This window comes from Pseudomonas sp. NFPP28, assembly GCF_900115535.1.
In the GTDB taxonomy this organism is placed as follows: domain Bacteria; phylum Pseudomonadota; class Gammaproteobacteria; order Pseudomonadales; family Pseudomonadaceae; genus Aquipseudomonas; species Aquipseudomonas extremorientalis.
Window position 1 is genome coordinate 237,766 of record NZ_FOWT01000007.1, and the last position, 19,798, is coordinate 257,563.

19 protein-coding genes, 1 pseudogene and 1 riboswitch are annotated in these 19,798 nt (G+C 62.4%); of the genes and pseudogenes, 6 read left to right on the forward strand and 14 right to left on the reverse strand.

Features of this window, described 5'->3' with window-relative positions; all coding sequences use genetic code 11:
• Nucleotide 1: 1 nt before the first annotated feature.
• The 14 genes and pseudogenes from cobC to BM110_RS19575 all read right to left on the reverse strand — a co-directional run bounded on the left by cobC (nt 2) and on the right by BM110_RS19575 (nt 13,115).
• On the reverse strand, nt 2-577 hold the full coding sequence (gene cobC, locus BM110_RS19510) for an alpha-ribazole phosphatase family protein (RefSeq protein ID WP_092242967.1): 576 nt from the start codon (nt 575-577) through the stop codon (nt 2-4).
• Complete coding sequence (cobT, locus tag BM110_RS19515) at nt 574-1,629, reverse strand: nicotinate-nucleotide--dimethylbenzimidazole phosphoribosyltransferase (RefSeq protein WP_093514016.1); 1,056 nt, start codon at nt 1,627-1,629, stop codon at nt 574-576. Before cobT ends, cobC begins: the two co-directional genes overlap by 4 nt.
• A complete protein-coding gene (cobU, locus tag BM110_RS19520) occupies nt 1,626-2,147 on the reverse strand; it encodes a bifunctional adenosylcobinamide kinase/adenosylcobinamide-phosphate guanylyltransferase (RefSeq protein ID WP_093514017.1) in 522 nt (173 codons plus the stop codon). Before cobU ends, cobT begins: the two co-directional genes overlap by 4 nt.
• Nucleotides 2,143-3,601 (reverse strand): annotated as a pseudogene (locus tag BM110_RS19525) (cobyric acid synthase); the annotation flags it as partial. The pseudogene BM110_RS19525 and the gene cobU, both read right to left, overlap by 5 nt.
• Nucleotides 3,598-4,587: a threonine-phosphate decarboxylase CobD gene (cobD, locus tag BM110_RS19530; RefSeq protein ID WP_093514019.1), complete on the reverse strand. Its 990-nt coding sequence runs from the start codon at nt 4,585-4,587 to the stop codon at nt 3,598-3,600. The pseudogene BM110_RS19525 and the gene cobD, both read right to left, overlap by 4 nt.
• Entirely contained in the window at nt 4,580-5,488 is a 909-nt protein-coding gene (gene cbiB, locus BM110_RS19535) for an adenosylcobinamide-phosphate synthase CbiB (protein ID WP_092242953.1), read from the reverse strand. The genes cobD and cbiB overlap by 8 nt, the downstream gene beginning before the upstream one ends.
• Complete coding sequence (gene bluB / locus BM110_RS19540) at nt 5,485-6,135, reverse strand: 5,6-dimethylbenzimidazole synthase (protein WP_093514020.1); 651 nt, start codon at nt 6,133-6,135, stop codon at nt 5,485-5,487. Before bluB ends, cbiB begins: the two co-directional genes overlap by 4 nt.
• The gene (locus BM110_RS19545) at nt 6,132-7,439 is read right to left on the reverse strand and encodes a cobyrinic acid a,c-diamide synthase CobB (protein WP_093514021.1); all 1,308 of its coding nucleotides are present in this window, start codon (nt 7,437-7,439) and stop codon (nt 6,132-6,134) included. The genes bluB and BM110_RS19545 overlap by 4 nt, the downstream gene beginning before the upstream one ends.
• Nucleotides 7,436-8,047 (reverse strand): cob(I)yrinic acid a,c-diamide adenosyltransferase, encoded by a 612-nt coding sequence (gene cobO, locus BM110_RS19550; protein WP_010208674.1) that lies wholly within the window; start codon nt 8,045-8,047, stop codon nt 7,436-7,438. Before cobO ends, BM110_RS19545 begins: the two co-directional genes overlap by 4 nt.
• Before the next feature lie 78 nt (nt 8,048-8,125).
• Nucleotides 8,126-8,373, reverse strand: a riboswitch (cobalamin riboswitch).
• Nucleotides 8,374-8,537: 164 nt separating this feature from the next.
• Entirely contained in the window at nt 8,538-9,077 is a 540-nt protein-coding gene (locus BM110_RS19555) for a C40 family peptidase (protein ID WP_071491318.1), read from the reverse strand.
• Between the two features lie 144 nt (nt 9,078-9,221).
• A complete protein-coding gene (locus BM110_RS19560; RefSeq protein WP_092242943.1) occupies nt 9,222-9,851 on the reverse strand; it encodes a C40 family peptidase in 630 nt (209 codons plus the stop codon).
• A gap of 209 nt (nt 9,852-10,060) precedes the next feature.
• Nucleotides 10,061-10,765, reverse strand: coding sequence for a DnaA regulatory inactivator Hda (gene hda, locus BM110_RS19565; protein WP_058424954.1), 705 nt, complete (start codon nt 10,763-10,765; stop codon nt 10,061-10,063).
• Nucleotides 10,766-10,968: 203 nt separating this feature from the next.
• Nucleotides 10,969-12,042 carry an AI-2E family transporter gene (locus BM110_RS19570; RefSeq protein ID WP_058424955.1) on the reverse strand — a complete coding sequence of 358 codons (1,074 nt, stop codon included), beginning with the start codon at nt 12,040-12,042 and terminating at the stop codon, nt 10,969-10,971.
• A 32-nt stretch (nt 12,043-12,074) separates the two neighbouring features.
• Nucleotides 12,075-13,115 (reverse strand): DUF2066 domain-containing protein, encoded by a 1,041-nt coding sequence (locus tag BM110_RS19575; RefSeq protein ID WP_093122209.1) that lies wholly within the window; start codon nt 13,113-13,115, stop codon nt 12,075-12,077.
• A 342-nt stretch (nt 13,116-13,457) separates the two neighbouring features.
• Here BM110_RS19575 and purM point away from each other — a divergent pair, with 342 nt between their 5' ends.
• The 6 genes from purM to BM110_RS19605 all read left to right on the forward strand — a co-directional run bounded on the left by purM (nt 13,458) and on the right by BM110_RS19605 (nt 19,792).
• A complete protein-coding gene (gene purM / locus BM110_RS19580) occupies nt 13,458-14,516 on the forward strand; it encodes a phosphoribosylformylglycinamidine cyclo-ligase (protein WP_016976515.1) in 1,059 nt (352 codons plus the stop codon).
• Nucleotides 14,516-15,166 (forward strand): phosphoribosylglycinamide formyltransferase, encoded by a 651-nt coding sequence (gene purN / locus BM110_RS19585; RefSeq protein WP_093122205.1) that lies wholly within the window; start codon nt 14,516-14,518, stop codon nt 15,164-15,166. Before purM ends, purN begins: the two co-directional genes overlap by 1 nt.
• A gap of 8 nt (nt 15,167-15,174) precedes the next feature.
• On the forward strand, nt 15,175-15,888 hold the full coding sequence (locus BM110_RS19590) for a DUF3108 domain-containing protein (protein WP_058424959.1): 714 nt from the start codon (nt 15,175-15,177) through the stop codon (nt 15,886-15,888).
• A gap of 380 nt (nt 15,889-16,268) precedes the next feature.
• The gene (locus BM110_RS19595) at nt 16,269-16,457 is read left to right on the forward strand and encodes a hypothetical protein (RefSeq protein WP_071491322.1); all 189 of its coding nucleotides are present in this window, start codon (nt 16,269-16,271) and stop codon (nt 16,455-16,457) included.
• A 205-nt stretch (nt 16,458-16,662) separates the two neighbouring features.
• Nucleotides 16,663-18,591 carry an IucA/IucC family protein gene (locus tag BM110_RS19600; protein ID WP_093514082.1) on the forward strand — a complete coding sequence of 643 codons (1,929 nt, stop codon included), beginning with the start codon at nt 16,663-16,665 and terminating at the stop codon, nt 18,589-18,591.
• Complete coding sequence (locus BM110_RS19605; RefSeq protein ID WP_092242935.1) at nt 18,581-19,792, forward strand: MFS transporter; 1,212 nt, start codon at nt 18,581-18,583, stop codon at nt 19,790-19,792. Before BM110_RS19600 ends, BM110_RS19605 begins: the two co-directional genes overlap by 11 nt.
• Nucleotides 19,793-19,798: the final 6 nt, after the last annotated feature.

Genomic DNA, 19,798 nt, shown 5'->3' on the forward strand with positions numbered 1-19,798 from the left:
TCTACTCCCCTTCCTTCAGAGTTCCGTCAGCCGCAACCTGCAGGCTGAACAGCCCACCATGACCGACCTCGACGTTCAACAACTGCTCCCGGGGCAAGCCACGCGCCTGCGCCAGTAACAGGCGCATCACACCGCCGTGACTGATCAACAACACCCGTTCACCGGCATATGCCTGATGCAAACGTGAGACAGCACCCAGAACCCGTTCGGAAAAGGCGCTGACCGGCTCCCCGTCCGGCGGTGTAAAGCTATAAGGGTCGGCCCAGAACAGCCCCAGCCCTCCGGCGTCGGTCTCCATCAAGGTCGCCGCACTCTGCCCTTCCCACGCACCGAAGTGCAGCTCTTGCAGGTCCTTCTCCAGCGTCACCGGCAGCTTGAGCCGGGCGCCCAATTCTTCGGCAAATCGCGCACAGCGTTGCAACGGCGAACTGATCAGGCGGTCCCACGGCCCCCGCGCCACCACGGCCTCGCGCATCTGCACCCAGCCATTGGCGGTGAGTGCATCGTCCAGGCTGCCGCGCAGGCCGCCACCCAGCTCGGTTTCGCCGTGGCGCAGCAGGTCGAGGTGCAAGATCATGCCGGGCGGTCCGCCACGGCGGCTTCGGCGAAGGTCGCCATCTGCGCGTGCAATGCACAGGCAAGGCGCAACAACGGCACTGCCAGCGCCGCACCACTGCCTTCGCCCAGGCGCAGGCCCAGTTCCAGCAACGGCTGCGCGTCGAGGTGTTGCAGCACATGACGATGGCCAGGCTCGGCGCCGCGATGGCCGAACACCAGCCACTCGCGGCATGCCGGGTTCAGGCGCGTGGCGACCAGTGCCGCGACGGTGCAGATGAACCCATCCACCAACACCACGATGCCTTCCTGGGCACACGCCAGGTATGCACCGACCAGCGCGGCGATCTCGAAGCCGCCGAGATTGAACAGGGTCTGCAAGACATCGCCGCGTTGGGCGGCATGCACCGCCAGTGCGCGCTCGATCACGGCCACCTTGTGGCTCACGCCCTGGGCATTCAAGCCGGTGCCCGGCCCCGTCAGGTCACTGACACGGCAGTCGAGCAAGGCACACGCCAGGGCACTGGCGGCGGTGGTGTTGCCGATACCCATCTCGCCGCCGATAAACAGCTGTGCACCGCTAGCCAACGCACGCCGCGCACTGTCGCGACCGGCTTGCAGGGCACGCTGCCCCTGGGCCTCGGTCATGGCCGGGCCGTTGACAAAATTGGCGGTGCCCGCGCCGATGTTCAGGTGACGCACACCGGGCAGGTCCAGGGACGGGGTCACCGTGCCCAGGTCGACCACTTCCAACTGTGCTTCCAGCTGCCGCGCCAAGACGCTGATAGCCGCACCACCGCTGACGAAGTTGTGCAGCATCTGCCCGGTGACCTCCTGGGGAAACGCCGACACACCTTCCGCGACCACGCCATGGTCACCGGCGAAGATGGCGATCCACAGCGCGTCCACCGACGGTTTGACCTGGCCCTGCAAGCCGGCCAATTGCACCGCCAACGCTTCCAACTGGCCAAGGGAGCCGGCCGGTTTGGTCAGTTGCTGTTGGCGTGCCAGGGCATGTTCGTAGGCTTGAGTGTCAATCGCCTTACACGGGTTGAGCCACCAGGTGTCAGTCATAACGCAGTACCTTTCAAAGTCAGGGGCAGGCCGGCGACGGTCAGGACAACACGCTGACATCGCTCGGCCAAGGCTTGATGCAGCCAACCGGCTTCATCCACATAGCGGCGAGTCAATTCGCCCAGCGGCACGACACCCAGACCGGTCTCGTTGCTGACAAAAATGATTTCACCCGGCAGCGCGACCAGGGTTGCCAGCAGTTGATCGCGCTCGGCGGCCAGACGATGCGAATCCTCAAGCATCAGCAGATTGGTGAGCCACAGGGTCAGGCAATCCACCAGCAGGCAGCGCTCGGTTGCCGCGTTGTCACGCAGTACCCGCGCCAGTTCAACGGGTTCTTCGATCAGCCCCCAATGGTCGGGGCGACGCTGGCGATGCAGCGCGACACGCGCGCTCATCTCGCCATCCAGCGGTTGGCTGGTGGCGATGTACGTGACGGGCAAGCCACTGTCGCTGGCAAGCTTTTCGGCGAGGCGGCTTTTGCCGGACCGGGCACCACCGAGGATCAGCTGGAGCATGGGGTGACTCCACACAAACTGCGCAACAAATCGGTATCCAGGTGGTTCTCTACCAAGTCTGCCAGGCGCTCGATATCGCGCTCGCGCAGGGCGTGGTAATCCACTTCCTGCACGTCCTGCAAACCGGCCCAGCGCAACAAGGCGCTGCACGCGGCCGGGCTTTCGAACAAGCCATGCAAGTAGGTGCCAAGGATCTGCCCATCGGCACTTTGTGCGCCATCGCTGCGGCCATCCTCCAGCAGCACGGCGGCATTCGACAAAGCATCACCGCAGGTCACGCCCGCATGGATCTCATAACCGCTGACCTCGGCATTCTCCAACAACAAACGCCCACGCACGTTGCGCAACTGCTTCTCTTCTTCTAGCGTGGTACTGAACGCCAGCAGCCCCAGGCCATCGCTGGAACCGGCAGGCCCTTCCAGGCCCAACGGGTCGTGCACTTGCTCGCCGAGCATCTGCAAGCCGCCGCAAATGCCGAGCACCTTGCCGCCATAACGCAAGTGACGCGCCACGGCGGCGTCCCAACCGTTGGCACGCAGATAGGCCAGGTCGCTGCGCACACTTTTCGAGCCGGGCAGGATGATCAGGTCGGCGGCCGGGATCGGCTGGCCTGGCCCGATGAATTGCAAATCCACCTGGGGGTGCAGGCGCAGCGGGTCGAAATCCGTATGGTTGCTGATGCGCGGCAACACCGGGACCACCACCTTGAGCACCTGGGCCGCCTTGTCGATCTGGCGTTGGTCGATGCCGTCCTCGGCTTCCAGGTGCAGGTCCATCACGTAAGGCAGAACGCCCACCACCGGTTTGCCGGTGCGTGTTTCCAGCCAGTCCAGGCCGGGTTGCAACAGCGCGATGTCACCGCGAAAACGGTTGATGATGAAGCCTTTGACCCGCGCCTGTTCCGTGGGTGACAGCAGCTCCAGGGTGCCGACCAGGTGGGCGAATACCCCGCCGCGATTGATATCGGCAATCAGCAACACCGGGCAATCCACCGCCTCGGCGAAGCCCATGTTGGCGATGTCGTTGGCGCGCAGGTTGATTTCCGCCGGGGAGCCAGCGCCTTCCACCATGACCACGGGATAGGCCTGGCTCAACCGGGCGTGGGAGGCCAGCACCGCCTGCATCGCAATGGCTTTGTAGTCGTGATAGGCCACGGCGTTCATGGTGGTCACGGCACGGCCGTGGATGATCACTTGGGAGCCGGTGTCGCTGTTGGGTTTGAGCAGCACCGGGTTCATGTCGGTATGAGGCGCCAGGTTGGCGGCCTGGGCCTGCACCGCCTGGGCGCGGCCGATTTCACCACCTTCGGCGGTCACGGCGCTGTTGAGTGCCATGTTCTGCGGCTTGAACGGCGCCACGGCCACACCCTGGCGCACCAGCCAGCGGCACAACGCGGTCACTAACGTACTTTTGCCGGCATCGGAGGTGGTGCCCTGCACCATCAGCGTACTCATGCTGCGTCCTTATAGGCGGCCAGGGCGTCGTCGAGGCGCTGCCAGTCGGCCTCAGTGTCGGGCAGGCCGAAACGCAGGCTGCTGTCGTGGACGAACAGGCGCAGCAGAATGCCGCGCTGGGCCATGAATTCGTGCACACGCTCGGCATGGGGCGTGATCAGCCATTGGAACAAGGCACAGCCGCCCTGGGGTGGAAAGCCGTGGCGCTCCAGCAACGCGAACAAGCGCTGGCCCGCCTCGATGCAACGCGTGCGTTGCCGCACATGCCCGGCGGTGTCGCGCAGGCACACCTCGCCCAGCACCCGCGTCGGCCCGCTGACCGCCCAGGGGCCGACCTGCTCGGCGAGCAACTTGAGCAACTTGCGCTCGGCCAACACAAAGCCCAGTCGCACGCCGGCCAGGCCGAAGAACTTGCCGAACGAACGCAGCACGATCAAACCGACCTGATGCGCCTGGCCGGCCAGGCTCACTTGCGGGGTGACGTCCATGAAGGCCTCATCCACCACCAGCCAGCCGCCGCGCTGGGCCAGCCGCGAGTGCCAATCCAGCAGGCGTTGCGGGCTCAGGCTCAGGCCGGTGGGGTTATTGGGGTTGACCACCACCAGCACGTCGAGGCCATCAAGAAAGAAGTCAACTTCCTGTTCCTGCACTTCGCGCACCACGTAACCGGCGCGGCGCCACGCTTCGGCGTGTTCGGCATAGCACGGCGACAACACGCCGACCTTGCCGGCGCGACGCAGGCGCGGCAACAACTGGATCGCCGCCTGGGAACCCGGTACCGGCAATAGATGCGCAGCGCCGTAGTATTCGCTGGCGGCCTGCTCCAGGCCGTCGTCGGTTTCCGGCAGGCGCGCCCAGGCACGCAGGGGAATTTCGGGGATCGGCCAGGGCCAGGGCGCGAGCCCGCTGGACAGGTCGAGCCAGTCGGCTTCGGCTATCCCGTACTGAATCGCTGCCTTGCGCAGCCGGCCACCATGCTCAAGCATAGAATTGCGCCCCCGCGCACAGGATCAGCAGCCACAACCATACGCCGCGCTGCACCAGTTGCCAGCCCCGATCGATGGAATCGGCATCCGCCGCCGGGCCTTCGCCCAGTTGTGGACGATGGTGCACTTCGCCGTGATAGATCGCGGCACCGCCCAGCTCCACGCCCAGGGCGCCCGCACCAGCGGCCATGACCGGGCCGGCGTTGGGGCTGTCCCAGGTCGGGCCCTGGGTGCGCCAGCATTTGAGCGCCAGCCGGGTCTTGCCCAGCAACGCGTAGGTCAACGCCACCAGGCGCGCGGGAATGTAGTTCAGCACATCGTCGATTTTTGCTGCTGCCCAACCGAAGCGCTCAAAACGCTCGTTGCGATAACCCCACATGGCATCGAGGGTGTTGCTCAGGCGGTAAAGCACCACGCCCGGCACACCGGCCACCACAAACCAGAAAATCGCAGCGAACACCGCATCGCTGCCGTTCTCCAGCACCGATTCGGTGGCGGCACGGGCGACTTCGGTGCGGTCCAGCTCGCTGGTCTGGCGGCTGACCAGGTAGCTCACGCGTTTGCGCGCCGCCTCCAAGTCATCACTGCGCAGGGCCTGGGCCACCGGGATCACATGCTCGCCAAGGCTGCGCATGCCAAGGGCGCAGTACAACGCCAGGATCTCCAGTACCCAGCCTATGTAAGGCGCCCACGACAAGGCCGTGGCCAGCAGCGTCAGCGGCACCACGGCGATAAACCACGCGGTCACGCCATGGCTGCGCCAGCCACGGCCACCGGTATTGAAACGTTGCTCGATGCGCCCGGCAAAATTGCCGAACGCCACCAGCGGATGCCAGCGCCTGGGTTCGCCCAGCAGCGCATCCAGCGCGACTGCAGCGACACACAGCAAGGCCACACTCATTGACTCACTCCCCACGCATTTTCATACAACATGTCACTCAACGGTCGAGGCTCGGTCCAGCCTTCGAGCTGCAACATCGGTGCCGGGTAGAACTCGGCCACCGGCCCCAGGCACAACACGGCCAGGGGTTTCGCACCGGGCGGCAAACCCAGCAGATCGGCCAGCGCCTGGGGTTCGAACAACGAGACCCAGCCCATGCCCAGGCCTTCGACCCGCGCCGCCAGCCACAAATTCTGGATAGCACAGGACAACGACGCCATGTCCATTTCCGGCAGGGTGCGACGCCCGAAGATGTGCCGCTCGCGATCATCCATCAACGCCGCTACCAGCACTTCGGCACAGTCGTGAATGCCTTCGACCTTGAGCTTCATGAACTCATCGGAACGCTCGCCCAGGGCTTCGGCGGTGCGTACGCGTTCTTCTTCCACCACCTGTTGAATCTGCCCACGCAACTGGCGATCGCTGATGCGAATAAAGCGCCAGGGCTGCATCAGGCCGACGCTGGGCGCCTGGTGTGCGGCCTGGAGCAAGCGGTGGAGCAGCTGGGGGGCGACAGTGCCGCCGCTGAAGTGGCGCATGTCGCGGCGTTCGGCGATGGCGCGGTAGACGGCGTCGCGGTCGGCCTGGGGAAAAGCGTTGTCGCTCATAGTGCTGGATCGGGCGCGAACAATGCGGCCACCGCCTGGGGATTGGATGGGAAATAGAAGTGTACGTAGGACGCCGTCATCCGCCCCTGCCGATACACCGCCTCGGCACCGCGCCCGCCATTGGGGCTCAGGCCACGGGCAATCGGTTGCCATTCAGTGGTGGTCAGGGAGTGGTGATAGGTATGGCCACGCAGCGTGCCTTCCGGCAATTCGACGCTTTGCAGGGCCAGGGCCGCCAGTTTCTTTTGCATCACCGCGTCGCCCTGCAACAGGCCGAGCAGTTCAGCGCGGATGCCGTCGACATCGGTCAGCGAGTCCAGCAGGTAGAGCATGCCGCCGCATTCGGCAAGCAAGGGTTTGCCGACCGCGTGGTGAGCGCGAATGGCGTCGAGCATCGGGATGTTTTCCGACAGCGCCTGGTGGTGCAATTCAGGATAACCGCCGGGCAGGTAGAGGCTGTCGGCATCAGGCAATTGGCGATCGTGAATCGGCGAGAAAAACGTCAGCTCAGCGCCCATTGCGCGCAGCAGGTCGAGACTCGCGCCGTAGGTAAAGGCGAAGGCCTCATCGCGGGCCACGGCAATGCGCACGCCCTTGAGCAACGGCTCAGCCTCGATCACTTGGGGCGCAGCGAACGTCACCGGCGGCGGCAAGGCGACTTCGCAACTGCTGCCCAACGCTTGGGCGGCGGCGTCCAGGCGTACATCGAGGTCATTCAGTTCGCTCGCTTGCACCAGGCCGAGGTGGCGACTGGGCAGTTCGATACCGGTCTCGCGTGACAATGCGCCATACCAGCGCAGGCCCTCGGTGAGGCTGCCTTCGAGCAGTTGCGCATGACGCAGGGTGCCGACACGGTTGGCCAATACACCGGCGAATGGCAGATCCGGCTGATAGCGCGCCAGGCCCAATGCCAACGCGCCGAAGGTCTGCGCCATGGCCGTGCCGTCGATCACCCCCAGCACCGGCACGCCGAAGTGCCGCGCCAGGTCGGCGCTGGAGGGTGTGCCGTCGAACAGGCCCATCACGCCTTCGATCAGGATCAGGTCTGCCTCCCCCGCCGCTTCCCACAGCAAACGACGAGTTTCTTGCTCGCCCACCATCCACATATCCAACTGATACACCGGCGCACCGCTGGCGCGTTCGTGGATCATCGGGTCGAGAAAGTCCGGGCCGCATTTGAACACGCGCACCTTGCGCCCCAGGTTGCGGTGCAAACGGGCGAGCGCGGCGGTGACGGTGGTTTTGCCCTGGCCGGACGCCGGAGCGGCGATCAAAACGGCAGGGCAATGACGGGGCTGATTCAAAGTTCGACGCCCTTCTGTGCCTTGATACCGGCCTGGAACGCGTGCTTGAGCATGCCCATTTCGGTGACGGTGTCGCCCATTTCGATCAACTCGGGCTTGGCGCCACGGCCGGTGACCACCACGTGTTGCATCGGTGGACGGGCTTGCAGGTCGCTGAGGACCTGGTCCAGGTCGAGGTAGCCGTGCTTGAGCGCGATGTTCAGTTCGTCCAGCACCACCAGGCCGATGGAGGGGTCTTGCAGCAATTCGCGGGAGACCGCCCAGGCGGCCTCGGCGGCGGCGATGTCGCGCTGGCGGTCCTGGGTTTCCCAGGTGAAGCCTTCGCCCATTACATGGAAGCGCACTTGCTCGGGGAAGCGACGGAAGAACAATTCTTCTCCAGTGCTGTTGCGCCCCTTGATGAACTGCACCACGCCGCACTGCATGCCGTGGCCCATGGCACGGGCCAACATGCCGAACGCGGAGCTGCTTTTACCTTTGCCGTTACCGGTCAGCACCAGCAGCAGACCGCATTCGTTGGGGGAGTTGGCGATGCGCTCGTCGATCACGGCTTTTTTGCGCAGCATGCGCGCCAGGTGGCGTTCGTCGCGGTCGGGGGAATCGGTCATGGCAGCTCTCCGTTGGGGCTGGACAAAAACGGCGGGCAGGAAAAAAGAAAAGCAGACAGCCAAGCATCGCCCACCGTGATGCTGTTGGATGTTGCAGGCCGGTCTCCGGGCTCATGAGTGGCGTGCTGGCTGAAGGCAGGCCAACGCTGCGCCTTCCCATATCGCAGGCGATACAGTGGCAAAAGGCAGCGTCTTGACTCATTTACCGTTGCGGGGGCAGCGCCGGAATCGCGGCGGCACTGTGTAGAAGTGCGCTCACTCACCGGCTTCCCTGTTTCACTCTGTCGACCCGTGGGTCACAGAGCACCTGGAACAAGCGGCGAAGGGTAGTAGGTTGGGGGTGGAGCGTCAATTAAAGCAACTTGAAGTCGACACAAAACAACTGTGGGAGGGGGCTTGCCCCGATGGCGGTGGATCAGCCCAGTTATCTTTAGCTGACACACCGCTATCGGGGGCAAGCCCCCTCCCACATTTCGATTCGAGTCTGGCGCTAAGGATTGCGTGCCAGGTTGCCCGGCAACACGCGCTTGGCGCTCAAATAGGCATTCTGCCAATAGGCTTTGGACAATGTGTCCAGCTTCACCGTACCGCCGGTTTGTGGCGCATGCACAAAGCGCCCTTCACCCACGTAGATCCCGGCGTGGCTGACCTGGGAACCGCCACCGGTGGCGAAGAACAGCAGGTCACCGGTCTGCAGGTTCTGCTCGCTGACGTCCTGCGCGCGCATTACGATCAGCTCGCGGGTGGTACGCGGCAGGGAAATCCCGGCGGCATCGCGGAAGACAAACCCGATCAGGCCGCTGCAATCAAACCCGGAGTCCGGCGTGTTGCCGCCCCAACGGTAAGGCGTGCCGACCAGGCCCAGCGCGCGGAAGAGTACGTCTTCGGCTGCGGGCGAGAAATTCTGGGTGGAATAGTTGAACACCGGCTTGGGCTTCACCGCTACAGGAGCGGGCGGCGGTGTGCGGCTTGCGCAGGCGCTGAGGAGCGCGGCGCAAACAATGAGAATCAGGCGGGCCGAGGTCGACATGTGCAGAACAATCCTGGTCTGGATGCGGCTTTCGCTGCCGAACGCTGAAAACCAGAACGCGCAAGCAAAGCTCGCGCGAACGGATTACAACAATGTCCAGGGATTCTAGCGCTTACACGTCAAACTTCAAGTATCACTTTAAGTTTACTTGCTAGCGGTAACCGTCGTCGGGGCCATGGCGAGTGCGCGCTTGGCTTCGATGAAGGTTTTGCTCCAGTAGCTGTCACCCAGGTTATCGACCCGGACACCGCCACTGCGACGGCTGCTGGAGTGGATAAACTGGTTATCGCCCAGGTAGATACCGGCGTGGCTCACACGACCACGGCCTGCCGTACTGAAGAAAAGCAGATCGCCAGGCTTGAGGTTGTTGCGTGCGACCAACGGTGCATTCACGTTGATCATTTCGCGGGTGGAGCGCGGCAGATTCATGCCGGCCTCTTCACGAAACAGATAGCCGATGAAACCACTGCAGTCGAAACCGGCTTCAGAGGTACCACCGAAACGGTAACGGGTACCGATCAGGGACATGCCGCGTTCGAGAATGCTGTCGGCCAGGACTGGAAGCTGATAAGGCTTGTTGCCGGCGAAATCGGCCAGTTCCTTTTCCGTTGCGACTTCTTCCTCATAAACAGAGGCAGATTGTGCAGCAACGAATTTTGCCTGATTTTGAACCTGTGGTTTCTGCTGATCGACCACCTGCTGAGGGTGGGAGGCGCAACCAAACAACAGGGTAACGAGTGCGAGGGGCACGAGGGGTGCGAAGCGATTTAGCATGGGCACGACCGTGGCTGATATGTAAAGAAGTCGAGACTATGCCTTCTATCACATCGATTTGCAAATTCAATCGTGCTCTATGTGACTTCGCGATTGGACTATGACATCTAAGCCGTAATTCCATTTATCGGTTCGAATGCGAAGCCCAGCCGGCAGAAACGCAGGTTTTCTGGCGCCCGTAAAATGGCGAACCGCGTAAATTCAATGAGTTACCAGCCCAACGTTTCCTTGAGAAAAGGGATCGTCAATTTTCTTTGAGCCTGCAAGGACGCCTGATCGAGCTGCTCGAGCAAATCGAACAGCGCACTCATGCTGCGGGTGCCTCGAGTAAGGATAAAGTGCCCGACTTCGTCGGTGAGGTGCAGGCCGCGACGGGAGGCCCGCAGTTGCAGGGCACGCAATTTGTCTTCGTCGGACAGCGGGCGCATCTGGAAGATCAGCGCCAGGGTCATGCGCGACTTGAGGTCGGCCAGCTTGATCGGCAACTCGCGTGGCGAAGTCGACGCGGCAATCAGCAGGCGCCGACCGCTGTCACGCAAGCGATTGAACAGGTGAAACAGCGCTTCTTCCCAATCCGCCTTGCCGGCGATCGCCTGCAAGTCATCCAGACACACCAGTTCGTATTGCTCAAGGTGATCGAAGATGCCGATACCGCGATCCATCAACTCGGCCAGCGGCAGGTACACCGCCGGTTCGCCCATCTGCTCGAACCGCAGGCACGCAGCCTGCAACAGGTGGGTACGCCCTACGCCGTGCTTGCCCCACAGATAGATCAGGCTTTCAGTCCACCCGGCGTCGGCTTCGCAGAGCCGCTCGACATAGCCGAGTGCAGCGGCATTGGCGCCTGGGTAGTAGTTGATGAAGGTGGCGTCGTCACGCAGACGCACACCCAAGGGCAGCTGAATCGGTTTCATGCTGACTGAACGGCTCCGAACGAACCGTTAGTGGCCTCTGTGTAAAGTTTGCAAAGTTTATACCCGTGACGCCGGGCGCACAATGCAACAGACCCCAAGCAAAATCAAAGGTTTGCGTTAACTCGTTGGATTTATGCAGATTGTTTGACGGACCGCCCCCAGAAAAGACAAACCCGGCCTTGGCCGGGTTTGTGAAGATAGAGTTACAGGTCGGGATCTTCAACCCCCGTATAAGCATCCGAATCCTTGTACAGATCGTGCACATGGCGCACCAGCACCATGATCACCGCCGCCACCGGCAACGCCAGCAGGATGCCCGTGAAGCCAAACAGCTCACCACCCGCCAGGATCGCAAAGATCACCGCCACCGGATGCAGACCAATCCGATCCCCGACCAACAACGGCGTGAGCACCATGCCTTCCAACGCCTGGCCGACCATGAATACGGCCACGATCCCCAGCATCGGGTACAAGTCCCCGCCAAACTGGAACAAGCCCGCGACCAGCGCCGCGCCGATCCCAATCACAAACCCCATATAAGGCACGATCGCGGCCAGGCCGGCGATCAGGCCGATCAACAGACCCAGCTCCAGGCCGATAGCCATCAAGCCGGCCGCGTAGATGATCCCCAGGGCGAGCATCACCAGCAACTGCCCGCGCACGAAGGCGCCGAGCACCTCATGGCATTCCTCAGCCAGCGAAACAATGCGCTCCTCACGGTTGCGCGGCAGCAGGCTGCGGATCTTGGCCATCATGATGTCCCAGTCGCGCAGCAGGTAGAACGCCACCACCGGGATCAGCACCAGGTTGGTCAGCCAGCCGATCAACGCCAGGCTGGACGCCGTCGCCTGGCTGAGGATGACCCCGACAATATCAGTGGTCTGGCCCATATGTTCGCTGATGGCCGCCTTGACCTTGTCGAACTTCCAGAAACCATCCGCCAGCCCCAACTTGGCCTGGGCCCACGGCATCGCCGTGTGCTGCAGCCAATCGAGCATCTGCGGCGCCAGCTCATACAAGCGGAACAACTGCTTGGCCAGCATCGGCACCAGCACCAGCACCAACGCCGTGATGATCAAGGTAAACAGGGCGAACACCGCCACCACGCCCCAGGTCCGCGATAACCCGGCTTTTTCCAGGCGATCCACCACCGGATCGAACAGGTAAGCCAGCAGCAACGCGACCAGGAATGGTGTCAGGATCGAATGCAGCAGGAACACAAAAACGCACAGCAGGACAAACCCGCCAAGCCACACCCAACGACGCGTATCCGCCATAAACCACTCCATCTATATAAAGAAGAAAACTGCTACCAGCGAAAACGCAGTTGCGCCTGAGGTTCTGGTGCAGCAGCCGGCTGCGCACCCTCCGCCGCCGGTTGCGGGACCGGTGCTTCACCCGCAGGAATCTCCTGCAACTTGGCCAGGCTCAACTGGGTACGCAACTGATCGGCACTGCCATTGACGCGGTACACGATGCGATTGCCATCCACTAACTGCGGCTGACCACCGAAAGGCTCCAGCAGGTGACCCAGCGCGGCATAACGCTCCAGGGTCATGCCCTGCACTTCCAGCAATTGTTCGGTGCTCACGCCGGGTTTGACCGCAAAGCGTGGCGCGAGCTTTTGGCTGATCGCCAGCATCACCGCGTCGGCTACAGCGCCGGTGTCGGCCCCTTGCGCGGCGCCCTGCTCGCTCTTGTCGCCCAGCCACAGGCGCCATTTGGCTTGCCATTGGTTGCCTTCCTGACGCGCATGCACGGCCAGCAAAGCGTCGGCGCCGTAACGTTCGGAAGCGGCGCGCAACGGTGTGGCGTCAGCACTTTCCAGGTTCGGTGCGGTGGCGACCACCTGCTCATCCAGGTCGCCCAGCGGCAGGCGCAGCGGCAAACCACGGTGTTGCGCGGCACGGCGCAGCGCCTGGGCGACGGTCTGGCCATCACCCACCAGGCTGCTGCCTTCGGTGGAGTCGTTCAGCCACCAGCCAAGGATCGACGGCCGATTGCTGCCCCAGATCGACAGACCCGCTTCACGCAGCACGCGATCGGTGCTCACCGGGTCGAAATCCACTTGCAGGCTTTCCGGCGGGCCGGCGTCGTAGCCGTACTGGCTGATGATTTGTTGCGGATCCTTGCGAACGGCCGCCAGACCCGGCCCCTCGGCGGCCTTGGCGTCGCCGGTCAGGCGGATCACCAGGGTCTGCACGGCGCGCTGGGTCGCCTGGTCACGCTCCTGCGGCGACTGACTGCTGACGGGTTCGAGTACTTGATAAAGGCCGTTGAGGGTTTCGGCATGACTCGCCAGGCTGACCAACGACAAGCAGCCTACAAAGAAGAATTTACACAGACGCATGGAAGATTCCCGAACGACAAATTTAGCGGCTGGAACAGACCGCGTGAACTCGGTTTGCCAAGGCTGTGACCACGGCGACCGATAAAACATTCACAGGGTCTTGGTAAGTTTTCGTACTGTCACAACGCTAGCGCAGTAAAGGCTATACCTTAATACGCACCAAAGCAGACCCGATTAGCATTTTTTTAACGCCATATGCCCCTGCCCGTCGGCCCGAGGATGGCCGCTGCCCCTCAAGCCTGATAAAATCGCGCGCCTTCGCAGACCGTCAACGGCGTGGCCTTTATAAAAGCCCCCGCTCGCTCGGTCGTTACCCAGAAATCCCCCCTAAAGGCCTGGATCATGAGCAAGCAACCCTCCCTGAGCTACAAGGACGCCGGTGTAGACATCGACGCCGGTGAAGCATTGGTCGAACGCATCAAGAGCGTCGCCAAGCGCACTGCGCGCCCCGAAGTCATGGGCGGGCTGGGCGGTTTTGGCGCCCTCTGCGAGATCCCGGCCGGCTACAAGCAGCCTGTACTGGTGTCCGGCACCGACGGCGTGGGCACCAAGCTGCGCCTGGCGCTGAACCTGAACAAGCACGACACCATCGGCATCGACCTGGTCGCCATGTGCGTCAATGACCTGGTGGTGTGCGGCGCCGAGCCGTTGTTCTTCCTCGACTACTACGCCACCGGCAAGCTGAACGTGGACACCGCGGCCCAAGTGGTCACCGGCATCGGCGCCGGCTGCGAACTGTCGGGTTGCTCCCTGGTCGGCGGCGAAACCGCTGAAATGCCAGGCATGTACGAAGGTGAAGACTACGACCTGGCCGGCTTCTGCGTCGGCGTCGTGGAAAAAGCCGAGATCATCGACGGCTCCAAGGTTGCGGCCGGCGATGCCCTGCTCGCCCTGCCATCCTCCGGCCCGCACTCCAACGGTTACTCGCTGATCCGCAAGATCATCGAAGTGTCCGGCGCCGAGATCGAGAACACCCAGCTCGACGGCAAGCCGCTGACGGACCTGCTGATGGCCCCGACCCGCATCTACGTCAAGCCGTTGCTCAAGCTGATCAAGGACACCGGCGCCGTCAAGGCCATGGCCCACATCACCGGCGGGGGCCTGCTGGACAACATCCCGCGCGTGCTGCCAAAAGGCGCCCAGGCCATCGTTGACGTGGCCAGCTGGCAGCGTCCGGCAGTATTCGACTGGCTGCAAGAGAAAGGCAACGTCGACGAAACCGAGATGCACCGCGTGCTGAACTGCGGCGTCGGCATGGTCATCTGCGTGGCTCAGGAGCACGTTGAAACCGCGCTGAACGTACTGCGCGAAGCCGGCGAACAGCCTTGGGTCATCGGCCAGATCGCCACCGCTGCCGAAGGCGCGGCTCAGGTTGAGCTGAAGAACCTCAAGGCTCATTAATGTCTCAGACCTGTGATGTCGTGGTGCTGCTCTCCGGCACCGGCAGTAACTTGCAGGCCCTGATCGACAGCACGCGCACCGGCGACAACCCGGTGCGCATTGCTGCGGTGATCTCCAACCGCAGCGACGCCTACGGCCTGCAACGCGCCAGGGAAGCGGGTATCGACACCCGCTCGTTGGATCACAAGGCGTTCGACGGTCGCGAGGCCTTCGACCGCGCCTTGATCGAACTGATCGACGCCTTCAACCCCAAGCTCGTAGTACTCGCCGGCTTCATGCGCATCCTCAGCGCTGACTTCGTGCGGCATTACGCCGGGCGCCTGTTGAATATCCACCCTTCCCTGCTGCCCAAGTACAAAGGCATGCACACGCACCAGCGTGCGCTCGAGGCCGGCGACAGCGAGCATGGCTGCAGCGTGCACTTTGTCACCGAGGAACTCGATGGCGGGCCTCTGGTCGTACAGGCAGTGGTTCCGGTAGAGTCTGACGACTCGGCGCAGACGCTTGCGCAACGGGTTCACGCCCAGGAACACAGGATTTACCCGCTGGCCGTTCGCTGGTTTGCCGAGGGGCGGTTGATTCTTGGTGACCAGGGTGCATTATTGGACGGTCAGTTACTCGCGGCCAGCGGCCACTTGATTCGAACCTAGGAGATTTTATGCGTCGCGCCTTGCTCTTCGCTTTTGCGCTGTTCGCCTTGCCAGCCGTGCAAGCAGCAGACCTTCACCCCTTCTCCGTCAGCTACACCGCCGACTGGAAACAGTTGCCCATGAGTGGTTCGGCCGAACGCAGCCTGGCCAAGAACGGCGACGGCTCCTGGACCTTGAATTTCAAGGCTTCCATGATGATCGCCAGCCTCACCGAAACCAGCGTGATCCTGTTTGACAAGGACACCCTGCAACCGAAGAGCTACACCTTCGAACGCGGCGGCCTGGGCAAGGCGAAGAAAATCAATCTGGATTTCGACCAGACCGCCAAGAAAGTCACCGGCTTTGAAAACAAAGACCCGGTCAACGTGCCCCTGCAAAGCGGCATGCTCGACAAGTCGACCTACCAGTTGGCCTTGCAACGCGATGTGGCCGCCGGCAAGAAAAGCATGAGCTACAACGTGGTCGAAGGCACCGACGTCGACACCTACGACTTCCGCGTGATCGGCCCGGAAAAAGTCCAGACCAAGGTCGGCTCCATCGACGCGATCAAGGTCGAGCGCGTGCGTGACCCGACGCAAAGCAAGCGCATTACCCAGATGTGGTTTGCCAAGGACCAGGGCGGCATTCTGGTTGCCCTGCGCCAGGTAGAAACCGATGGCAAGGAATACAACATCATGCTGCAGGACGGCACTGTTGACGGCAAGGCTGTCAAAGGTAGCTGATCGGTAGCTGGAACAACGAGCCTCGCGAATGCGGGGCTTTTTTTCGCCTATGGATTTGGTGTTCAAACCTCTACCGCTATCGGGGGCAAGCCCCCTCCCACACTTGGTTGTGTTCACCGATCAAAATGTGGGAGGGGGCTTGCCCCCGATGGCGATAGCCGGGCCAACAAAGGGTTCAATGCCTGACTTGAACATGAAACTTTCGTCATAAAACTCAGCACCCTGCGACGCAATGTCGCTGTTTACGCGGCCTGCAGCACTGTTGCGTTTGCTGCAATGATTTGTTGCGCGAAAAGTCGGTTTACTTAGCAAGCTAACAAAACATATAACAAAGGCCTGCGACGACTTGCCGCAGATCCACCAGAGATTGGAGCAAGCAGATGACTGTAAAAGTAACTGAACGCGACGACGAACATATGTCCCACGAAGCACTGGGCCATGGGATTCACATCTGGGATGTACACCAGCAAGACCTGTTGGTCGGCATGTTTCACAACGAGAGCGACGCTCATAATTATAAAAACGAGCTCGAAGCCCTTGAGATGAGACGCCAGACACAAAGCTCCTGAACACCTGAAATCTCGTAGGCCCCAGCCCCACGCAGCTGTAGGGCCTACCCCCGACGACCCCGCCATCGAGCGGGGTTTTTCGTTTTGGCAAACTGCACGGCGGGCATAAACGATTCAGTAAAATTGTATCAGCAAATAGACAATTGGAAATGATTCTCGATAATATCCACCACCTTTCAGCACGCCCATGAAAACGGAATTCATCATGACGAACGGATGCAGCAATACGCCGGACCAACAATTGCTCAAACGCTGGGGTGAAGCACTGGTTACGCCCCAGTTCCAGACTCACAACGTCACCCTCGACGCCCTGATCGACACCCTCGCACCCGCCGCCGAACGCAGCTTTCAACGCCTGATCCAGGCCCTGTTCCGTGAAGGCCTGCTGGCCCCCGATACACTCACCCAGGACGAGCAAGGCCGCCACCACCTGCCGCTGTCCGATCACGCCTGCCTGCGTTTCGACCATCTGCGTGCCGGGCGCATGGCCAGCTGGGACCTGCGTGGCGCGGTGACGCTTGTGCAAACTGGACAGGCCGCACGGAAGATCCAATTCCCATCGCAATTGCTGACGCTGCTCAACGACACCCTCGAAACACCTGCCGCCCCGCAGGTCTTGAGCCGCCTGAACAGCGAGATCGACGACAGTTTTGTCAACGATACGCTCTGCCTGGCCTTCCACGAGCAATGGAGCCTGAGGCTGCACGCCTCGATGGGCCCGTCCCATCAGGACAACCTGCTGAGTCATCTCAAGGATGAGCCAAGCGTTACCAACCCGACTTCCGTGCTTGAGCAGTGGGGCACGCTGGGCCACCCCTGGCACCCCAACTACAAAACCAAACTGGGTTTGGACACCCACCAGGTCATCGACTTCTCACCGGAGTTCGAAGCGCGCTTCCCGGTGTTGCTGTGCGCGCTGCACCACCAGTACGCCCACGTGGAAACGCTGGCCGATACCGCTGATTACTGGCAATGGTGGCAAGCCCACTTTCCACGTGCTGCGCAGCAATTGACCGCAGCGCTGACGGCCCAGGGCCTGGAAGCCAGCGAGTATTTGCCGCTGCCTGCGCACCCTTGGCAAGCCCAACAGGAACTGCCCCGGTTGTTCGCCAACGAAATCGGCGACCGACTGCTGGTGCTGACCGACATCGTCGCGTTTACCGCCCACCCCACCATGTCCTTCCGGACCGTATTGCCTGATGGCCAGGGCGGCGCGCCCATGGTCAAGCTCCCGGTCTCACTGCGCCTGACCAGCGTACAGCGCACGGTATCGCCACGCTCGGCGCGCATGGGGCCGCGGATCAGTCACTTGCTGCAAACGATCCTCGCGCGCGAACCCGCGATCCAGAACATCCTGAACATCGTTCCCGAGCGGATCGGCGTGCATTTCAACCCCCAACCGGTGAATGACGAACACGCCCGCCACCTGGCCGTGCTCTACCGCGACAACCCCCAGAGCCTGCTACAACCGGGTGAAATGGCTGTTCCGGTAGGTAGCCTGTTTGCCATCGACCAACACGGGCAGCCCTTGCTGAGACAGTGGGTACGTTTGAGCAAAGGCCAGGACAATGCACCGGCCATGCTCGCGTTCTTTCGAGACTATGCAGCGATCACTGTGCCGGCCCTGCTGGGGATGTACCTGCGCTACGGTGTGGCGTTCGAGGCCCATCAGCAGAACGCCTTCATGGTCATGGCCGCAGACGGGCAGTTGAGCCGTCTGCTGTTGCGTGATTTTGGCGATATTCGCATCGACCGCCAGACCTTGCATGCCCACGGCCTGGACATCGAACTGCATGATCCCGGGATGACCCTTTACGACGATGCCGGTTTTGTCCGTGACAAGCTGCTGCACACGGTATTCATGTGCCACCTGGGCGAGCTGGTGCTGCTCAGTGCCCGCTACTTCGATATTCCCCAGGCACAACTGTGGAACGAACTCGCGGCCCAAGTCAGCCAGTGCTTTGATCGCATGCGCAACGAAGTCGCTCCCCAACGCTGGGAAACCGAACGTGCAGCGCTGCTGGAGCAGCCGTGGCCAGCCAAGTCGTTCATGCGGATGCGGCTGCTGGACAGTCACGCCGATATCGTCGGGCGCCTGCCGAACCCGCTGAGCGGCGCCGCACATGCCGGCTAACAGCACTGCACTGCGGTTGTTGGTGGTCATCCAGCTGGTGTCGATGGGTGCCATGGAAATGAGCGGCCCCTTCTGGCCTTTGCAGATCCAGAGGCTGCTTGGCGATGCCGGCGCCCATTACACCGGCCTGCTGTCGTCGCTGGTATACGCCGGACCGATGATGGCAGCAATGATCCTGACGCCCCTGTGGGGTCGCCTGGGCGACAGAACCGGGCACAAGCCGATGATCATTCGGGCGCTGCTGGCGCTGGCGGCCTGTCAGGCGCTGGCCGCCCTGACCTTCGATCCCTGGCTGCTGGTCGCGATCCGCGTGGCACAAGGTGCACTGGCGGGTTTTATCGCGGCCGCCCAAGCCTATGCGCTGGCGTGCTGCGGCGACAGTGGGCGCGGACACATAATGGCTCGCCTGCAATCCGCCACCGCCGTGGGTTCGCTGGCCGGTCCGGTGTTAGGTGGCTGGCTGATGGATATCTCCGGATTCGCCCTGCTGTGCTACAGCGCTACCGCCGTCTGCCTGGTATGCGCGCTGGTCAGCCTGTTCTTGCCCAGCGACACCCAGCGCCTGCGAAAGACTCATGCCACCACGCCCACCGCCCTGCCCAAAGGCTGGCTCGGCGCAATGTTGGGGATCATCGTACTGATCCAGGCTGCCAAAATGATGCCTCAGCCGTTTTACGCCCTATACGTCGCGGACGTCCTGCATGCGCCAGGCTGGTTGATCGGTGCCAGCTATGCCGCCAGCGCACTGACCCTGGCCCTGTCCGCACCGCTCTGGGGTCGCCTGTTTGACCGACACCCACCCGCACACACGCTGCGCATCATCGAATGGGTCACCTGGGCCTGCGCCTTGACCCTGGCGTGCACGGCGCTGGCCAGCGAATGGCTGGGCTTCATCGCCAGCCGGCTGTTGTGGGGCATGTGGCAAGGCGCCTTGCTGCCGGTCGCCTATACGTTGATCGCCAATACCGTTGCGCCCGCCCAACAGGGGTTTGCCCTGGGCATCGGCAACAGCGCCGCCAAGGCGGGAGCGCTAGGCGGTGCCTTGCTGGGTGGTATCGGCATGGGGATGGTAGGCCTGGCACACAGCTTCTGGCTGGTTGCACTCACGTACGCCTTGGCCGCCCTGGGTATCCGCATCATCCGCTCGTTCACCCGAACACCCGCTATGCCTGTTTTTTCTGTCAATACGTCTAATAATTGAAAGGCA

Coding starts and splice junctions, on each gene's coding strand:
- cobC (WP_092242967.1), bottom strand. CDS start 577: ATGATCTTGCACCTCGACCTGCTGCGCCACGGCGAAACCGAGCTGGGT.
- cobT (WP_093514016.1), bottom strand. CDS start 1,629: ATGACTGACACCTGGTGGCTCAACCCGTGTAAGGCGATTGACACTCAA.
- cobU (WP_093514017.1), bottom strand. CDS start 2,147: ATGCTCCAGCTGATCCTCGGTGGTGCCCGGTCCGGCAAAAGCCGCCTC.
- cobD (WP_093514019.1), bottom strand. CDS start 4,587: ATGCTTGAGCATGGTGGCCGGCTGCGCAAGGCAGCGATTCAGTACGGG.
- cbiB (WP_092242953.1), bottom strand. CDS start 5,488: ATGAGTGTGGCCTTGCTGTGTGTCGCTGCAGTCGCGCTGGATGCGCTG.
- bluB (WP_093514020.1), bottom strand. CDS start 6,135: ATGAGCGACAACGCTTTTCCCCAGGCCGACCGCGACGCCGTCTACCGC.
- cobO (WP_010208674.1), bottom strand. CDS start 8,047: ATGACCGATTCCCCCGACCGCGACGAACGCCACCTGGCGCGCATGCTG.
- BM110_RS19555 (WP_071491318.1), bottom strand. CDS start 9,077: ATGTCGACCTCGGCCCGCCTGATTCTCATTGTTTGCGCCGCGCTCCTC.
- BM110_RS19560 (WP_092242943.1), bottom strand. CDS start 9,851: ATGCTAAATCGCTTCGCACCCCTCGTGCCCCTCGCACTCGTTACCCTG.
- hda (WP_058424954.1), bottom strand. CDS start 10,765: ATGAAACCGATTCAGCTGCCCTTGGGTGTGCGTCTGCGTGACGACGCC.
- BM110_RS19570 (WP_058424955.1), bottom strand. CDS start 12,042: ATGGCGGATACGCGTCGTTGGGTGTGGCTTGGCGGGTTTGTCCTGCTG.
- BM110_RS19575 (WP_093122209.1), bottom strand. CDS start 13,115: ATGCGTCTGTGTAAATTCTTCTTTGTAGGCTGCTTGTCGTTGGTCAGC.
- purM (WP_016976515.1), top strand. CDS start 13,458: ATGAGCAAGCAACCCTCCCTGAGCTACAAGGACGCCGGTGTAGACATC.
- purN (WP_093122205.1), top strand. CDS start 14,516: ATGTCTCAGACCTGTGATGTCGTGGTGCTGCTCTCCGGCACCGGCAGT.
- BM110_RS19590 (WP_058424959.1), top strand. CDS start 15,175: ATGCGTCGCGCCTTGCTCTTCGCTTTTGCGCTGTTCGCCTTGCCAGCC.
- BM110_RS19595 (WP_071491322.1), top strand. CDS start 16,269: ATGACTGTAAAAGTAACTGAACGCGACGACGAACATATGTCCCACGAA.
- BM110_RS19600 (WP_093514082.1), top strand. CDS start 16,663: ATGACGAACGGATGCAGCAATACGCCGGACCAACAATTGCTCAAACGC.
- BM110_RS19605 (WP_092242935.1), top strand. CDS start 18,581: ATGCCGGCTAACAGCACTGCACTGCGGTTGTTGGTGGTCATCCAGCTG.